This is a genomic window from Cupriavidus sp. 01T418 (assembly GCF_056398885.1).
On sequence record NZ_JBFTQG010000056.1, the window covers coordinates 18,321 to 35,455 of the forward strand.

At 58.1% G+C, this 17,135-nt stretch carries 13 protein-coding genes and 2 pseudogenes; 8 read left to right on the forward strand and 7 right to left on the reverse strand.

Features of this window, described 5'->3' with window-relative positions; translation table 11 throughout:
• Positions 1 to 119: 119 nt before the first annotated feature.
• The 4 genes from AC1DQ3_RS32240 to AC1DQ3_RS32255 all read right to left on the reverse strand — a co-directional run bounded on the left by AC1DQ3_RS32240 (position 120) and on the right by AC1DQ3_RS32255 (position 7,940).
• Positions 120 to 1,754 carry a Na+/H+ antiporter gene (locus AC1DQ3_RS32240; RefSeq protein WP_477124181.1) on the reverse strand — a complete coding sequence of 545 codons (1,635 nt, stop codon included), beginning with the start codon at positions 1,752 to 1,754 and terminating at the stop codon, positions 120 to 122.
• Positions 1,755 to 1,990: 236 nt separating this feature from the next.
• A complete protein-coding gene (locus AC1DQ3_RS32245) occupies positions 1,991 to 3,496 on the reverse strand; it encodes an efflux transporter outer membrane subunit (protein WP_477124192.1) in 1,506 nt (501 codons plus the stop codon).
• A 1-nt stretch (position 3,497) separates the two neighbouring features.
• The gene (locus AC1DQ3_RS32250) at positions 3,498 to 6,683 is read right to left on the reverse strand and encodes an efflux RND transporter permease subunit (protein WP_477124182.1); all 3,186 of its coding nucleotides are present in this window, start codon (positions 6,681 to 6,683) and stop codon (positions 3,498 to 3,500) included.
• Between the two features lie 15 nt (positions 6,684 to 6,698).
• Positions 6,699 to 7,940 carry an efflux RND transporter periplasmic adaptor subunit gene (locus tag AC1DQ3_RS32255; RefSeq protein WP_477124193.1) on the reverse strand — a complete coding sequence of 414 codons (1,242 nt, stop codon included), beginning with the start codon at positions 7,938 to 7,940 and terminating at the stop codon, positions 6,699 to 6,701.
• 475 nt (positions 7,941 to 8,415) lie between these two features.
• Here AC1DQ3_RS32255 and AC1DQ3_RS32260 point away from each other — a divergent pair, with 475 nt between their 5' ends.
• From AC1DQ3_RS32260 to AC1DQ3_RS32275, 4 genes are all read left to right on the forward strand, one after another.
• The gene (locus AC1DQ3_RS32260) at positions 8,416 to 9,114 is read left to right on the forward strand and encodes a TetR family transcriptional regulator (protein ID WP_477124183.1); all 699 of its coding nucleotides are present in this window, start codon (positions 8,416 to 8,418) and stop codon (positions 9,112 to 9,114) included.
• A 128-nt stretch (positions 9,115 to 9,242) separates the two neighbouring features.
• Complete coding sequence (locus AC1DQ3_RS32265; RefSeq protein ID WP_477124184.1) at positions 9,243 to 9,686, forward strand: acyl-CoA thioesterase; 444 nt, start codon at positions 9,243 to 9,245, stop codon at positions 9,684 to 9,686.
• Positions 9,676 to 9,963: an RNA chaperone Hfq gene (gene hfq / locus AC1DQ3_RS32270; protein ID WP_477124185.1), complete on the forward strand. Its 288-nt coding sequence runs from the start codon at positions 9,676 to 9,678 to the stop codon at positions 9,961 to 9,963. The genes AC1DQ3_RS32265 and hfq overlap by 11 nt, the downstream gene beginning before the upstream one ends.
• Positions 9,964 to 10,032: 69 nt before the next feature.
• Positions 10,033 to 10,920 (forward strand): polyprenyl synthetase family protein, encoded by an 888-nt coding sequence (locus AC1DQ3_RS32275; protein WP_477124186.1) that lies wholly within the window; start codon positions 10,033 to 10,035, stop codon positions 10,918 to 10,920.
• A gap of 483 nt (positions 10,921 to 11,403) precedes the next feature.
• Here AC1DQ3_RS32275 and AC1DQ3_RS32280 read toward each other — a convergent pair.
• Positions 11,404 to 11,686: pseudogene (locus tag AC1DQ3_RS32280) on the reverse strand (IS4 family transposase); the annotation flags it as partial.
• Positions 11,687 to 11,723: 37 nt separating this feature from the next.
• On the opposite strand from AC1DQ3_RS32280, the gene AC1DQ3_RS32285 reads away from it, so the two are divergent.
• The 4 genes and pseudogenes from AC1DQ3_RS32285 to AC1DQ3_RS32300 form a co-directional block, all read left to right on the forward strand.
• Complete coding sequence (locus tag AC1DQ3_RS32285) at positions 11,724 to 12,449, forward strand: TetR family transcriptional regulator (protein ID WP_477124187.1); 726 nt, start codon at positions 11,724 to 11,726, stop codon at positions 12,447 to 12,449.
• A gap of 183 nt (positions 12,450 to 12,632) precedes the next feature.
• Positions 12,633 to 13,199, forward strand: coding sequence for an acyloxyacyl hydrolase (locus tag AC1DQ3_RS32290; protein ID WP_477124188.1), 567 nt, complete (start codon positions 12,633 to 12,635; stop codon positions 13,197 to 13,199).
• Positions 13,200 to 14,042: 843 nt separating this feature from the next.
• Complete coding sequence (locus AC1DQ3_RS32295; RefSeq protein ID WP_477124189.1) at positions 14,043 to 14,267, forward strand: hypothetical protein; 225 nt, start codon at positions 14,043 to 14,045, stop codon at positions 14,265 to 14,267.
• 181 nt (positions 14,268 to 14,448) lie between these two features.
• A pseudogene (locus AC1DQ3_RS32300) lies at positions 14,449 to 14,613 on the forward strand (heme o synthase); the annotation flags it as partial.
• Between the two features lie 907 nt (positions 14,614 to 15,520).
• On the opposite strand, the gene AC1DQ3_RS32305 reads toward AC1DQ3_RS32300, so the two are convergent.
• Complete coding sequence (locus AC1DQ3_RS32305) at positions 15,521 to 15,955, reverse strand: GNAT family N-acetyltransferase (RefSeq protein WP_477124190.1); 435 nt, start codon at positions 15,953 to 15,955, stop codon at positions 15,521 to 15,523.
• Positions 15,956 to 16,064: 109 nt separating this feature from the next.
• A complete protein-coding gene (locus AC1DQ3_RS32310) occupies positions 16,065 to 16,658 on the reverse strand; it encodes a TetR/AcrR family transcriptional regulator (protein WP_477124191.1) in 594 nt (197 codons plus the stop codon).
• Positions 16,659 to 17,135 lie beyond the last annotated feature (477 nt).

The window sequence follows — 17,135 nt, forward strand, 5'->3', positions numbered from 1 at the left end:
AATGGCACGTTGTATCCTAGAATATTCGCGAAAGAAGAAAATTTAATGTTTGTAATTCAGTGACTTCACTGCGCGGGGAACTCACTCAGCGGGAGTCGCTGCGTGAACAATCGTCGAGCCTAACGAAACCTCGACTCCATCAGATCAATCTCCCGTACAAGCTTTCGCGCTAGCTCATCGGAAATTTTGGACTGGCGCGTCAAGTTAAAAACCTCTGCACGCTCGGCCTGCAAACCTGCCAAGCGTAGTTCACGTTCAGCCTGGTCGATCTTGCTCAGTTGCGTAGCGTCGCCACCGCTCTGCGAATCACCATCGAGCCTGTGTTGATACAGCGAGATTACATGCGCTGCGGCATTCGCGTAGATGTCGGCGTCCGTTGCCTTTCGCAGCATGTCGTACTGTGCTTTCTCGATCGCGGCGATCGCTGCCATAGCGGCATCGTGACGAACGCGATCTTCTTCCAATTGCGTAGCGGACTCTTCTGGCAATTCCAGCCCCCTTAGCAACCTGGGGAGGCCAACACTCGCCACCACTAGCGACGTCAGGATGACCGCCGTGGCCAGAAACACTGCAAGCTCCCGCGCCGGAAACGGAGCACCGGAAGGTGTCAGTAGCGGTAGCGTCAAGACGCCGGCGAGCGTAATCGCGCCGCGAACTCCGGCTAACGAGGTCGCCACGATAAGTCGCCAGTGAGGCTTTCTCACGGGCTCGCCACGCTGGCGCGCGCTGTACAGTGTCAGCCGCAGTGATACCCAAACCCAAACAAGACGTAACACCGCGAGACCCAGATTGATGGCCAGCGCATAGACGGCTAACCACCACGGATTCAGGTGGCCGCTTTGCCCTACCGACGCCACTGCACCTCGGAGGATGTCGGGCAACTGTTCCCCCAACAGCACAAACATGATGCCATTCAGCGCGAACTGCACGGTGTCCCAGACTGCCGCCCGTTGCACGCGCGTAGCTGCCGCCGTGCGGCCGCGAAGTTCGACATAGCTCATGGCAATACCAGCCGTCACTGCAGCCAGGATACCCGAACCATGCAGGTGTTCGGCGAGCAAGTATGCACCGAACGGCACCAACAGGCTTAGCAAGATAGGCGAACCGTTCTCCTCGCCGAAATGGCGTGCCATCCATCCCTGCGCTTGGCTCACAGCCAGCGTAAAAGCAACACCAATGCCCAAGCCTGCTGCCGCAACCCAGAGAAAGGTCAATGATGCCGAGGTCAGCGAAAAGCTGCCCGTCATCGCAGCCGCCACCGCAACGCGGAAGCAGACCAGCCCGGAGGCGTCGTTCAGCAACGACTCGCCCTCCAGAATATGCATGAGACGCTTGGGTATCCGGGTCCGCGCGGTGATCGACGACACCGCAACCGGATCCGTAGGGGATACGATTGCAGCCAGCGCGAAGGCGACTGGCAGCGGCATGGCGGGAATCAGCCAGTGGATCAGGTATCCAGCGCCGATGACCGTAAACACAACCAATCCCAGTGCCAACTCCAGAATCACTACCCTGTCGCGAAAGAGCCCGTCCTTGGGGATGCGCCAACCGTCGAGGAAAAGCAGCGGGGGGAGGAATAACAGGAAAAACACAGCCGGGTCGAGAGCCACACCAGCGTTGAACGCGCCCGCAATCAGCGCCCCCATCGCGATCTGCACCAGAGGTAGAGGCAGCGAGAATGGCAGGATGCGCACCAGATAGCCGCTAGCGACAACAGCTAGCAGCATCGCCAACACCACTTCCATCGAATCCATTCTTATTCCCTTACTAATCGTCTTTCCCCGTCTACCGCACCCTCGGCCGATTTACCGTGGAGCAGCAGCCGCTGGGCGGCTGGCACACGGGATTGGCCATCCAACGCAATGCTGTCTTCCAGCGGCGCGGCAATGCCCTCGTGATGCGACCTGCGCAGCGCATAGCCGAATTGCGGGAAGCAGCCAGCAGAACTGGCCGGCAAGAACTATGGTAGTAGCGAAAGCGGTTTCCCCATCTATATCGCCTGCGCAGCGCCTGAAGTCGCTAGCGGTTGGCTTTCGCGAGCATCGGCCGGACGTGGCTCGTCGCCAGCGTGCTCAATCCACCCTCCGCCGAGCGTTCGGTATAAATCGACCAGATTCGTCAGGCGTTGCAGGCGCGCAGAGATCAGCGACTGCTGCGCGGTGTACAGGCCGTCCTGCGCGGTTAGCACACTCAGATAGCTGTCCACACCGTTGCGGTAGCGAAGATCCGACAACGCCAGACGGCGCCGTTGCGTGCTGGTAAATCGATCGAGCGACGTGATCTGTTTGTCGTAGGTGCCGCGCGCGGCCAGCCCGTCCGCCACTTCGCGGAACGCCGTCTGGATCGCCTTTTCGTAGTTTGCGATCTCGATCCGCTTTTGCACGTGCGCCAACTCGAGATTGGCGATGTTGCTGCCGCCCTCGAAGATTGGCACCGAGATCTGGGGCGCAAAGGCCCACGCCGCCGTGCCCGCTTTGAAGAGACCGCCCAGCGTCGGCGAAATCGTCCCATAGCTGCCAGTCAGGGAGATCTTCGGGAAAAACGCCGCACGCGCCGCTCCGATGTTCGCATTTGCCGCCAGCAGCGACTGTTCCGCGGCGGCGATATCAGGCCGGCGTGCCAGCAGATCCGCTGGCAATCCCGCCGGAATATCGGCGAGAAGACCCTGGCTTTCGAGCGACAGTCCAGTCGGCAGGCCATCGGGCAGCGGCTCGCCAACGAGCAGCACCAGGGCGTTCTCCGCCTGCGCCCGCAGACGCAACTGTGACTGCAAATTGGCTTGGGCTTCTTCGACCACGCCCTGCGCCTGTTGGAAATCCAACTCTGAGCCCGTGCCTGTGTCGAATTGCAGCTTCGTAATCCGGAACGACTCGCCGGCCGTCTTTAGCGTATTGCGCGTAACTGTGAGCTGATCGTCGTAGGCGAGCATCGTCAGATACTGATCTGCCACAAGCGAGACAAGCGAGATCTCAGCTGCCTTGCGCGACTCGGCGGTCGATAGGTATTGCGCCAGGGCCTGGTCCTTCAAGCTGCGGATGCGGCCAAAGAAGTCGATTTCCCACGATGCATTGAGTCCAACCGAATACGTTTTCGCGGTCGCGCGCCCGAACGATGACAAATTTCGCAACTTGCTTTCGGACCCTGCTGCGCTGATGGCCGGAAACAAGCCTGCACGTGTAATCTGGTATTGCGCTTGCGCGGCTTCGACGTTAAGTACGGAGACACGCAAGTCCCGGTTATTCTTCAGTGCGATTTCGACAAGTCGCTGCAAGCGCGGGTCGACAAAGAAGTCGCGCCAGCCGATCTCGGCGGCCGGCTGCCCGTTGGCAGTACGTCCGCCGCTTAGATCCGCGGATGCCGTGGGCTGACTGTCATAGGCAATCCCAACCGGGAAGTTCGGCCCGACGGGTGCAGCCGGACGCTCATATTTCGGCGCTAACGTGCAGCCCGCCGCAGCCATCGCGACTGCTACTACTATCAAAGAGTGTTTCGGCATCTCAATGTCCATCCTTTGCGGTGCTAGCGTAGCCGCCAACAGCAAGCCCGTCGAGGTCCCCAGATTTCACCGGAGTCGATATGCTCTCGCTCTTGCTGAATCTACTGATCACCACAAAGAACATGGGGATCAAGAAAATCGCCAGGAAGGTTGCCGTCAGCATGCCACCGATCACGCCGGTACCAATGGCGTGCTGGCTGCCGGAGCCCGCTCCATTGCTGATGGCAAGCGGAAGCACCCCGAGAATGAACGCAAGCGAGGTCATCAGGATCGGGCGCAGGCGCAGACGCGCCGCTTCGACCGCCGCTGCTATCGTGTCCATGCCCTGTGCGCGCAGCTCGCGTGCAAACTCCACGATCAGAATGGCGTTCTTCGCCGCCAGGCCCACGGTCGTTAGAAGGCCGACCTGGAAGAACACGTCGTTCTCCAGCCCTCGCATGGTGGCAGCGAGCAGCGCGCCGAGCACACCGAGCGGCACCACCATGATCACGGAGAAGGGAATTGACCAGCTCTCATACAGTGCCGCCAGGCACAAGAACACAACGAGGATAGAAATGGCATACAGGATTGGCGCCTGCGAGCCAGACTGGCGCTCTTGGTATGACAGTCCCGTCCATTCAAAGCCAATGCCCGCCGGCAACTTCGCCGCGATCGCTTCCATGGCGGCCATTGCCTGGCCGGTACTCTTGCCCGGGGCGGCTGAGCCCTGGATCTGAACCGCAGAGATCCCGTTGTACCGCTCCAGCTTCGGAGACCCGTAGATCCACCTACCCGCGGCGAACGACTGGAACGGCACCATCGTCCCGGCGGAGTTGCGCACATACCATTGATTCAGATCTTCAGGGTTCATTCGGAATTTCGCATCGCTTTGCACGTATACCCGCTTAATGCGGTTATCGGTATCCAGGAAGTTGTTCACGTATGACGACCCCCAGGCAATGGAGAAGGTCTGGTCAATGTCGGCAGCAGTGACGCCAAGGGCATTGGCCTTTTCACGGTCGATGTCGATCTTGAACTGCGGTGTATCGTTCAGCCCGTTCGGACGCACGCGGGCCAACGACGGATCCTTGGCCGCCATGCCCAGCAGCATATCGCGCGCTTTCATTAGCTTGTCATGCCCGACGCCGGCGCGATCCTGCAGTTCAAAATCGAATCCCGATGCGGTGCCGAGCTCAGGGATCGACGGCGGATTCACCGGTATGACCATCGCGTCCTTGTACGACGAGAATCGGCCAAAGACCCGCCCGACCAAGGCCTGAATCTTCTGATTGGATGACTGACGGTGCTCGAAATCCCTAAGGCGCACGAACACGAGACCGGAATTCTGCCCGCGCCCGGCGAAGCTGAAGCCGTTCACAGTCAACACCGATTCCACGATGTCTTTTTCGTCTTTCAATAGGTAATTGCTGACGTCGGCCAGTGCTTTCGCGGTACGCTCCTGCGTCGAGCCGACCGGCGCCTGCACCAGGACAAACATCGTGCCCTGGTCCTCTTCGGGCAAAAACGATGACGGCAGACGGACGAACAACATCCCCACCACCACGATCACCGCGAGATAGATAATGAGCCAGCGGCCCGAGCGCTTGATAACGTGCTCCACGCCGCCGTGGTACTTTTTCTGGCTTTTGGTGAAGGTGCGATTGAACCAGCCGAAGAAGCCTTTTTTTTCCTCGTGATGGCCCTGCGGTATCGGTTTCAGAAGCGTTGCGCATAGCGCCGGCGTGAGAATCAGCGCGACCAGCACGGACAACACCATCGCCGCTACGATCGTCAACGAGAATTGCCGGTAGATCGCACCGACAGACCCACCTGAGAATGCGACCGGGACAAACACTGCTGAGAGCACCAGCGCAACGCCAACCAGCGCGCCGGTGATCTGGCCCATCGCCTTACGGGTAGCCTCTCTCGGTGGCAAGCCCTCCTCCGCCATCACCCGCTCGACGTTTTCGACCACCACGATCGCGTCATCCACCAGTAGGCCAATCGCCAGTACGAGTCCGAACATCGATAGCGTGTTGACCGAGAAGCCAGCCGCCGCCATCACCGCGAATGTACCCAGCAACACCACCGGTACAGCGATTGTCGGGATCAGCGTGGCCCTGAGGTTCTGCAGGAACAGATACATCACCAGAAACACCAGCACAATACCTTCGATCAGCGTCTTGACCACTTCCTCGATTGACAGGCTGACGAACGGCGTGGTGTCGTACGGATACTTCACGACGAGGCCGTGTGGGAAATACTTCGATAGCTCGGCAATCTTGGCCCGCACCGCCGTCGCTGTATTCAGCGCGTTTGCACCGGTGGCAAGCTGGATACCGAGGGCCGCGGTTGGTTGACCGTTGTACTTTGTGTCAACGTTGTAGTTTTCGCCACCGAGTTCGATGCGAGCCACGTCTTTCAGACGCACTTGCGAGCCATCGGTGCTTACCTTTAGCAAAATGTTGCCGAACTGCTCGGGCGTCTGCAGCAGCGTCGCTTCGGTAATGGTGGCCTGCAGCATCTGCCCGGGGACTGACGGAGTGCCCCCTAATGCGCCGCCAGCCACCTGCACGTTCTGGGCACTGATCGCATTCTTCACGTCGACCGGCGTCAGGCCATAGTTGGTCAGCTTGGGCGCATCGAGCCAGATTCGCATCGCATACTGCGTGCCGAACAGCGTTACCGTCCCGACTCCGTCGGTCCGGCTGACCGGATCCTGTATCTTTGAAGCAATGTAATTCGCCAGGTCATTCTTGGCCATGCTCCCGTCTTCGGAGACGAATGCCGTTACAAGCAGGAAGCTGCTAGTAGACTTCGTCACCTTGGTACCGAGTTGCTGCACGGCTTGCGGCAGGAGGGGAAGCGCAACTTGCAGCTTGTTCTGCACTTGCACCTGAGCAATATCCGGGTCGGTGCCTGCCGCAAATGTCAGCGTGACCGTCGCGCTACCGGAATCGTCACTGTTCGACGACATGTACAGCAAATGGTCGAGGCCGTTCATTTGCTGCTCGATCACCTGCGTCACAGTGTTCTCGACTGTGCTCGCCGACGCGCCTGGGTAGGTGGCGGAGATCTGGATGGCCGGTGGTGCGATAGTCGGGTACTGCGCAACCGGAAGATGGAAGATCGATGCGACACCCGCCAGCATCAGAATGATGGCGATCACCCAGGCAAAGATTGGGCGATCGATAAAAAACTTTGCCATGAAGCCGGCTCCCTGTTATTGCACCGTCGCTGCTGCGGAGGGGGGCGTCGCTGCCTTGGCAGCCTTAATGCCCCCTGCAGCACTCGACGAAGAGGTATCAGTTTCTGCAACGGCCTGCCCCGGGAGTTGCGCTATCAACGGCTTGACCGTCATGCCGGGCTTGACCTTCTCAGTACCTTGCACGACCACGCGATCACCAGGATTCAGGCCGCTCTCCACCACCCAATTGCTGCCATAGGTACCGGAGGTGACGAGTTGACGTTGTGCAATCTTGTTATCCGCACCCACGACGAGCGCCACCGGCTGGCCCTTCTGGTCATGCGTAATGCCGATCTGCGGGACGATGAGTGCCTTGTCATTCAGACCATGTTCGATCTTGGCGCGCACAAACATGCCGGGCAGCAATATGTGCTGCTTGTTGGAAAAAATCGCGCGCACCGATACGGAGCCCGTACTCTGGTCGACGCTCACGTCAGAGAACTGCAGCTTCCCGGCTTCCGAATAGGGACGACCGTCTTCAAGGAGTAAGGTCACCTTGGCGGCGTTGACGCCCTCAGTCTGCAATCTTCCTTCCTGGATGTCGCGACGCAACCTGAGGCCCTCGACGCTCGATTGCGTCAGGTCGACATAGACCGGATCGAGTTGCTGCACGGTCGTCATCAGGGTCGCCTGGCTTGCCTGGACGTATGCGCCAGGTGTGACCTGAGAGCGGCTGATCCTGCCGCTAATGGGCGAGAGAACGTCGGTGTAGCGCAGATTGATCTGGGCCGAGTCCACCCCCGCCTTGCCGGCGGCTACGTCCGCAGCTGCCTGGCCTTGCGCGGCCACGGCATTGTCGTAGTCCTGCTTGCTGATGGCGTTTGCCGAAACCAGTACCTTGTAACGCGCAACGAGGGCGTTCTGTGTCGCGAGATTCGCCTCCGCCTTGGAAAGCGCCGCCTTCGCATTGTTCAGTGACGCAATGTATTGCGCGGGATCGATCTTATAGAGCCGTTGGCCCGCTTTCACATCAGCGCCTTCCGTGAACTCCCGCCGCAGAACAATGCCATTGACTCGCGCGCGAACCTGGGCGAGCAAAAATGCGTTCGTGCGGCCCGGTAGTTCGGTTGTGACAGGAACGGCGGACCGCTGGACTGCGACGATACCAACTTCAGGCGGCGGCGGCGGCGGTGCTGCCTGCTTTTGCCCGCAGGCTCCGAGAATCGCGGCAGAGCCCGCGGCAATCATTAAGCGATACGGAACCCGTTTGACACGCATGTAGCAACCTCTGAGAAATACTGGGTGAAATGAATACACGACCGCTGCCATCGGACAGTCCGCGCGAACGTGGTAAGACGCTCGACAACACGCCGTAGCTGGTGGAGATCACTGGCCGGGAAGGAGAGGCGAACTGCGACGGGGCGCAGGCGCCGCCAAAGTAACGGGCAAGCCGCTAAACGAAGCCAGAGAGATCGATCATGATAAGTACAAGTACCGATGTTTGTTATACAGTATAACTGTTAAACTGAAAGACGGCCGGCCGGCCCGTTCTCGCTGACGCAACCCCGCACACAGAAGGGAAGCTTGCGCCGGCTCTCTTCCCCCCAACCCCAAGGACGTCGAACGGCTCGTTCAGATGAATTGGACCTTTCACCCTCACCTGCCACGCGAACGCGATCAGGTAGCCGCGGACTCCACGTCGTCCGTGCCTATCGGCTCATGCCGATTCTCGTGGTCGGTCCCAGAGATGATCATGGCCAGGCAAACTAAGGAAAAGGCACTAGAAACGCGCGATCGCATTCTCGACGCTGCCGAAATCGTCTTCCACTCTCGCGGAGTCGCCCGCACATCCCTTGCCCATATTGCGGAGACCGCAGGCGTCACCCGAGGCGCGATCTATGGTCATTTCAACAATAAAAGTGATGTCTTTGCCGCCATGTGCGAGCGCGTCCGCCTGCCCGTGGACGTACTGTGCGAGCCAGAGCGCATGGCACACGTCGAAGACGCGCTGGAAGGAATCCATAACTTTTGCACGCATGTGATGCGGCAGACCGCGGTCAACCCGAAATTGCGCCGAGTGCTGGAAGTTATCTTCCACAAGTGCGAGATGGTGCAGGACAACGGCGCAATCCTCGATCGACGGCGTCGATCCCAAGAGCGAGGCAGAGCCAAGCTCCGCGCCCACCTTTGCCTCGCGATCGAGCGGGGACAATTGCCGGACGATCTTGAATTGGAATTGGCCGTCAATGCATTCCAGGCGGCCATAAATGGCGTGCTTGCGCACTGGCTGTTCGCACCTGAAAGTTTCGGCCTCGACATCAATGCAGAGTGCGTGGCCGATGCTTTCATCGATACACTCCGGTTCTCCCCAGCCCTACGCAAGGGCTATGTTTCGCGTCAGATTTCATGGCGCAGGCACGAAGTGCGGCGCGCTGGAGCCAACGCGGGATAACCATGCCCATTGCTCGCGTCCTGCCCGGGCACGCGCACGCAGCTTCGATTCCACCCGCCCTTCTGCAAGCGATAGAAAAAAGGCGCATAATGCAAGGGTAAACCCTAATATTGAGCGGATGGAATCACATGCAGTTTTGCACGAGAAAGTGGGTGAAACCAGAAGACCTGAACGCGCACGAAACCTTGTTCGGCGGCCGGTTGTTGTCTTGGATTGACGAGGAGGCGGCCATCTTTATGATTGACCTCCTTGGTCATCGCCGTGTCGTAACGAAGTACATGTCGGAGATCAACTTCGTCAGCTCGGCGCGCAAAGGTGATGTGATTGAACTTGTCTTTGTCCCCACAGAGTATGGCCGTACTTCGGTGACCCTCAAATGCGATGTCAGTAACAAGATTACCGGCAAGAGCATCCTCACAGTCGAACGAATGGTTTTTGTAGGCCTGGACGAAGATGGAATGCCGGAGCCCCATGGAAAGGCAGGTACCCCCACCACCAAAACGATGGCTGCCCACATCAACTCGGCGGAGCGCGCGCACCGCCGGCCTCAAGTAGACATTGATGCAGCCTGAACGCTCCAATCCGCAGAACGATTTTCTGAATACATTGCGCAAAGAGCGCAAGCGTGTTGAGGTGTACCTTGTCAACGGCATCAGGCTTACCGGCGTCATCGCATCATTCGATGCATTTGTGGTCTTGCTTAGTACTCCCTTTGGGATGCAAGCCCTCTACAAGCGGGCGATATCGACCGTCCAAATGCAAACTGCTGCGCGTCCCGAGTCTCACGCCCCGTACGTTGCGCGAGAACGCACCGGCGATAGCACTCATCGGAGAGGCCGAAGAGCCTGAAGCACTTTGACACGGTAGAGCTTAAATGATGTCACTCCCGCAAAATCCCGGTCCGGCTCCATTACTACCGTGGAATCTGTGCAGCCTGCAGTCGATGCGAATCTCGTCAATTTTTTGAGCAGATCGATTCTTCCTGTTGGTAACGAGATAAAAACCCAGCTTGATTCAAGCACTCCCATTTTTGCTCAAGTCACCGAGTCAATCGTCAATGATCTTGCATTTGGAATTCCATCCTTTGTCCTGCTTGGCATAGCTGACGGATACCGTAGCCTAGAAACGGATCTTAGTGCGATCGCTGCTGCTATAGAGGTAATTCAGACTTCGATTCTCATTTTGCACGGAAACATTGGCATTCAGAAGGATGAAGATGGCGATTCCCGCGATAGTTTTAAAATTGCGAAAAATTCGACTGTGTTAGTTAGTGATTTTCTTACTACCCGCGCTTTTAAATCGCTGGTTAACGTCGGTCGCCTGGACGTCATGCAGCAAATCTCCGATGCCATCGCGAAAACCGTGGAGTCTGTGACCACCCTGGGGCTTGAACACAAATGCGAATTCGATCCCGAGAGACCAGGTATTGCCCAATATCCTTTTGCAACCCTCGCTGGTACCGCCGCATCCATAGGTGCCGCTCTAGCCGGAGCTAGCGTTGACGAGCAGCGGAAGTGGATGGATTATGGCCAACATATCGGTATTGCCGTCTGGCTGCTTGGCCTGCGTGTACCCTTCCACTACCCTAACGTGGCGCGCAGCTTCCTGGTCGAGCGGAGCTATCTTCGCAATCGCACCTTATCGCCCAAGGACCTTGATCTCGCGTGGCATCATTGCTTCTCAGCACTGGATATAGCCGCCACAAACAGGTCCGCCTCCGATAATCGCCATCTCGTACAGCTATGTCGTCATTGCGCCGATATTTTGCAGCGGACCTTGCTACTCACCCTATCCCCGCGCCATTGACTGGAACCCGAAGAGGGGCGACTTTCGGTCCATGTTCCCGAGGGATGCCGATGCGGCCCAATACTCTATGCGCGGAAGTAATAGCGACAAGGAAAATCGCGCCGCGGGCAATCACGCCAGGATGACAGCGCTTCGCCTCAACGTCCATGACCGCCAGAGGCAATTGCACAGCTCCCCAGCGCATTGTTCAGTTTGGCGAACGGTGTAAATGGAATTTGGGGTTTTACCTTCTTACCGTATAGCAGTAAATTCCAAGCACGATGTTTGACGTGCCGCAATACTCACCCGAATACCCCGTTTTTCGCCCGGGCGAACGTATCGGGCATCGCTACGCCAACATTCTCCTGTGTGGACCGCCCCATCAGTCCCACAACGATCCGTCTGCTAAGGACCAAGCCAGCCTGCCCCTGATTGGCGCCTCCCCCGCATGCAGGCTACTTGATCAAGATTCACCCCAACCTCGCCCATCTCGCTATACAGAAGTCATGAATTCTCCCGCAGCGCCTGAATCATGACCGCGGCATCCATTGTTCGTGGAGGACGATCCAGATCGTTTTGGCACCAGGATCGCCATCACTCTTGCGCCCAAGGAATCCGCCCAGAGAAGCCACCAAACGAATCATCCGATTGAGCGTGACCGGTGCCTTTAGACGGGCCTTTGCGCGAGCACATATGCCCCTCGTATCTCGTCAGCGTCGAAGAACAGTGATGCGTCCAACTCAGGGCAGATTTTGCCCAACCGCGTCAGCCTTGCAATGCGCCATGCATCGCCAGACTGAGAGCATCCAAGGCACAGAGACACAATGGCCAAAAAGACCGGCAAAGAAGCAGCGCGCACCCGGGAAAACATTCTGGCGGCAGCGACCGCCGTTTGCGCGCGCGACGGCATGCAGGCCAAGGTGGATGAGATCGCCCACGAGGCCGGCGTCACGCGGGGCGCTATTTATGGGCACTTCGTCAACAAGGAAAGTTTGCTGCGCATGGCACTGCAAGCGCGGCCGCTTCCTTTGGAACATATGCAGATTGAGGACCGTGGATTTAAGGAAGTCTGGGGTCAGATTCGGCTGAACATCCTGGAAACCGTCGGCGGCGACGAACGCCGCCAGTTGGCGAAGATACTCATGCACAAGGCGGAACTGGGCGTCGCGCCGGCGCAGGATCGACTGCAGTTGGCCGGCGCGGGTGTCGACCGACAATTGCATCGTACGCTCACGCTGGCGGTGGAAACGGGAGAACTCCCCGCCGGGCTGAATATCGATCGTACCAGCGCACTACTGCGCGCTTGCATTAGCGGCCTGATATTCGAATCCCTCCAAGAAACGGAGCCGCACTCCCAGGAGATCGCGGAGACGCTCGACGTGCTGTTGCATCTGCTGCGCCATCCGCCACAACTGCTGTTAATGGCGGCGCGCAGGCCTGCCGAAGCCGGTACTGGAATCGTGCCTGCCGCGAACCGGCGGAGCCCACCTCAGCCTCCGCTCGGTCGACACGGCCTCAACGGAGGAACTCCAAGCGGCGCTGATGGATAGCGCTCCTGAGCAGTCGCTCGCTCGGAACGAGGCAAACGATCTCGCACATTGCATGTGACAAAACGACGACACATAAAATTGTCCGGCAAACCGTTTTGGATAAGGCGAAGCAGACAGTGCTTCGCGACGGCGTTGCCGAAAGACGGACACAATTTCCCTGGCTATCCCACCTCACTCTTAATCATGCGTTCAACCGTTGCCATCACCGCCTTCCTCTCGGGGATCCTCGCTAGTGCCGCAGTCGCAGCCACTCCCACCGCTGCAGATTCCTCCTGGTTTGAACCAGTACGTCTAGGCGTTTCCGTTGGGGCGGGAAGCGATGCCTCGATTGCGCGTGTGGAAGCCCGGTGGAACCTGAAAAGTGACCTCTGGACGTTTGCTTCCCAGTCGGTACGCCTTCGTTTCGGGCTCGAAGCTTCAGTGGGTGGCTGGGATCCCCACGGCGGTAATAGTTCCTTGATGGGTGACATCGGCTTCACGCCAATCTTCCGCCTCCAGGGCGCAGGCAGATCTGGCCCGTTCGGCGAGATTGGCGCCGGCGTGCACCTGCTGTCGCGAACGCATATCTCAGACGCCAAGGTCTTCTCTTCAGCGTTCCAATTTGGCGATCGGCTTGCCCTCGGCTACCGGTTTGGCGACGCGATCGACTCGGAACTCGCCGTGCGTTTCCAGCATTACTCCAACGCAGGGATCAAAGAGCCAAATCCCGGCATCAATTTTTACCTCCTCCAGTACTCGGCCCGCTTTTGATCAGAACACGCGTCAAACCTCGTCCTTCGGGGCTCAGGATTACCCACATGTCGTAGGTCAAGCTTGTGTATTCGCTTGTAAGCAGAAGGAGTCGAAGTTAACCTCTGCCCATGCGACGCGCGTCTGGCACAGCGTCTGGTTGCGTTGGCGCGCTGGCTTGCATGCAGTCCGCGAGGGTCGTTTCCACAGTCGCTCAGGCCAGACGGACAGGCACCTTGGGTGGATAGTTCACCAGCAAATGCACCCGATCGCGCCAGGCAGTTATGGACGGATAGCATGGGGGCCTTGCGCGCTACGTGATGATGCCACACGGACGGCCCACCGCTGATGGTGCTCGCGTCGGGTAAGGGTCAGACCAAGATCGGACGGTTATGGGCCTACGTGCGAGACGATCGCCTCAAGCAGTTCTGACCCGAACCGGTGCTGCGTCGATTCCGCGTGCGCACAGCGGCGCGCCGATTACATCAAAGGATTCGATTCAGATGATCAAAGTGTCGCAACGTGCTCCTGATGCGCCGCTGCTAAACTCAAGCCCAAGCAGCATCGGGAAAGCGAGAATTATGGCAACGTTTCAGCGCGGCAATCTATCTATCGTCACGTCAGTAGAGGAATTGCCATCAGGGCGATACAGGGGCGTTGTGACATTGATGGAAGGACCAAACGAGGCACGCGGACATGCCTGCTCCAAACGTCGAGATAATCAACTTGATGCGCACGCCGACGCAGACGCAGATGTTGAGTACGCTTATAGGCAGTATCTAGCTGACCGGATTAACTGTTCAGCCATCGCCGCTTTCAGCATTGACGCCGCATGCTAGCGTTTCCCACTTTGGCAAGAGGGAAATGATGAACAGCAGTACACGGGTTGCATATCACGACTTCAAAGCCTACACAATGAGGCTTGAAAACGGCAAATATCAGGGCTTCGTGCAGGTGCAGCATCACACGCTCGCCGGGTCTGTCCAGACAGTATTTCGTGCGGGTAAATCGGCAGAGGAGGAAGCCGATGCCTTTGCAAGAGCGGAATCGAAAGTTGCTGACCTGATCCGCATAATTTCCCCCGATTAGCTGACCGACTATGCCCCGCCACAATTGCGGGGTACCTACTGGGGGTTAGCGCTCGGCATCTGGCCCGATTCAGCCTAGCCTCTTGACTGGCATCCATAACGAAGACAGGTAGCCGCGACGGTAGCGCTGGGCGCATCATTGCAGGGTGGCAGCCGGCGTAGCGCCCCCCCCTCCGGATCACTACACGCTGATCATGACCGCCACCGCGCTGTTGCCTTTCCTGTACGGCATGTCCGGTTATATCTACCTGGCGGCGGCGCTGATCCTGGGCGGCGGTTTCCTGGCGTACTTATGGAAGATGTACCGAAATTATTCGGATGCGCTGGCGCAGCGGACTTTCCGTTATTTCGATCCTGGAGCCAGTTCCACTGCGGATGCACGCGTTGCGTGCAACGCCCGTGCGAGCGCGAGAGCGTACCCTTTTCGCTCGAGCAGGAACCACATACGTGCGCAGTACGAGTAAAAGCGCGGACTCCGCAGCCTTGCCTTGCCAAAAGCCGTACGATAGCCTTTACCGCCCATGAAGACAGTTGAACAAGTGAGGGTTGGATGCGCGAGAGCCGATCGCTTATAGCTTTCAATTGCGCCATAACCGCAACGTTTATGCTAGCGGCTTGCCCGCATCTTTGCATGATCCGACTTCGCGAGTATTTTTGGGCCTGCTCCCGGCAAACTTGCCCTCGATGGCCGCTGCGATTCCCGGGAAGCGCCGCACGAGGCCATAGAAAGGAAGCACCAGGTCAAACTTCTTCAGAAACGCCCGCGGTGGTCATCTCACTTTCGCGCCCTCAGGCATCAATAAGCCAGTTCGTAGTCGCCAGTTGCTGAGTTTCCGTTCCGTGCCACGCCACGAAAAATGCGGAGCGACTGCCTGATGGTTTCGGCGGTCCTTGCTGTGCCGCACCGGTGGGCGACTGCGCCCATGAGCATGCTCCATTCGACGAAGGAATTTGACCATGTGAAAAGTCATAGCACTTGGCCTTCTGGCCGGCGTTGCGGCCCTTGCACATCACTGGAGAGCGCATGAGTGGAGGGAGCGTCGCCGCGAGTGGCATCGGTGGCACGATGGTGATGATGATTGAAAGCGGGTACCCACCGCAAACGGGGCCCAAGAAAATTGACGAAGTGGCTCGCATAGCGTGAACCGCCGGGCATCTTTGCCGACTAAAAGCGTGCCAGATGTCGCGCTGGCAGCAATCGACCCTTTCATCGGCAGAGCAGCGAGTCATGCCAGCCGCGTCAATGTCGCGGCACTAGAGTTTCACCTTCAGGAATCGTGTACCGCTGATGTTTGTGGTGGAAAACCCCGGAGAAGCCCGTAACTCCGGTGGCAACGCCGCAAACTCGACTGGCGCGAATCCAAGACGGGAAAAATAGCTAGCAGCGGTATCCGTAGTGACGACCAGGGACTCAATTCCGCGTAGCCGGACATCCGAAACCAGTGCCGAGAGTAGCAGCCCTGCCAATCCAGCACATCTGGCACGTTTTGCTACCGCGAGTCCCCTTATTTGGGCGACGCCGTTGCCACCGAATTCCTCGATGCCGGCGCATCCGAGAAGACCCGCCCTGTCCTTGCTGACATGAAATTGGACCGTTTGGCTGTGTATTCCGCCTGTGGGCAGCGAGCAAGACTGAAGTAGCGCCTCCACCTCGGGTAGGTCGTTGTTGGTTGCATGACGGGGCCGCATGTTGCTACTCCGAAATCTAATGACGATAAGGGATGGGGGAAAGCAAATGCTGCGGTATGCGTTCGTTAGCTGGCAGAGACCCAGACAGGCTCGGCAGCCGAGGCTTGTACTATTGCTTAGACGGAGAGTCGTGCTCGAGGCCGGCGGTTAGGCTCTCGATAACGGGTGCCAGTTGGGCTGCAGTGACCCCGGCCTTGGCGAGCACGCGTAGCCCTGCGATAGTGGTCACAATCGCGAGCGCACTCTCAGTCGGCTCAATATCCGATTTGAACGCCCCAGACAACTGTCCCGAAATCACGAGCAACTCAAATGAATCCAGAATTGCTTGAAAGCCCGAGCGAACCAATTGTTGTACCCCGGCATCGTGCAAGCCTAGTTCTGAGGACGCATTCACCAGCAGACACCCTCTGCCTCCATCATTGTCTTGTGCAATACCGAACAGCAGAGCGCGAAGCTGTGTGAGGGGATGGTCGGAATCAGCTACCTTCCGGATAGCTGCGACCTTAGTGTCGGTGTATGCAATGATGGACTTTAGGAGCAAGTCTCGCTTCGAGCCGAACGTATTGTAGAGAGAGGATTTCGACACCCCCATTTCTTCCGCGAGGATGTTTGTCGAAAGCGATTCGTACCCGTAATGCCAGAAGGCATGGACGGCACGCATCAGCGCTTGGTCTCTGTCGAACTCTATTGGTCGTCCTGCCATTTTCCACTCACCGTATATTTTGGACAGACCATATCAAAATTAGATGTCTTGATTATGACTCTTGAGTTCCAATCCTCTTTGGACGTGCCGCACGTTCGAAAGCCGGCTCTCTGCTGCAGTACCGCTCACCCGCTGTACCGCTGGCAGCCAAGTCCAGTACTCATGCATCAGCCGCTTGACCGTTACTCACGCGATTCCGGCTTTCGGCGGTAGCGGATCTTTGGACAGGGCTCAAAGCTGTGTGTCCATCCCAATCGGCTTTTCGAACCGCTGGAAGCTGGCTGTCGGACATCTCGCTTTACCTGGGCAGCAATGGTCGGAGATGTAACTAGTACTACTGTGTTAACAACTACTCGGTTTTCCGACCGCAGCACGGGCACCGTTCAAGGCGGGCAAGCAGTGCGGCAGCGAGCTCCAATCGCAGCGTGGCGATAGAATCTGCCACATGACGCTGCTTACGCAGGGGTGCCCCGGGGC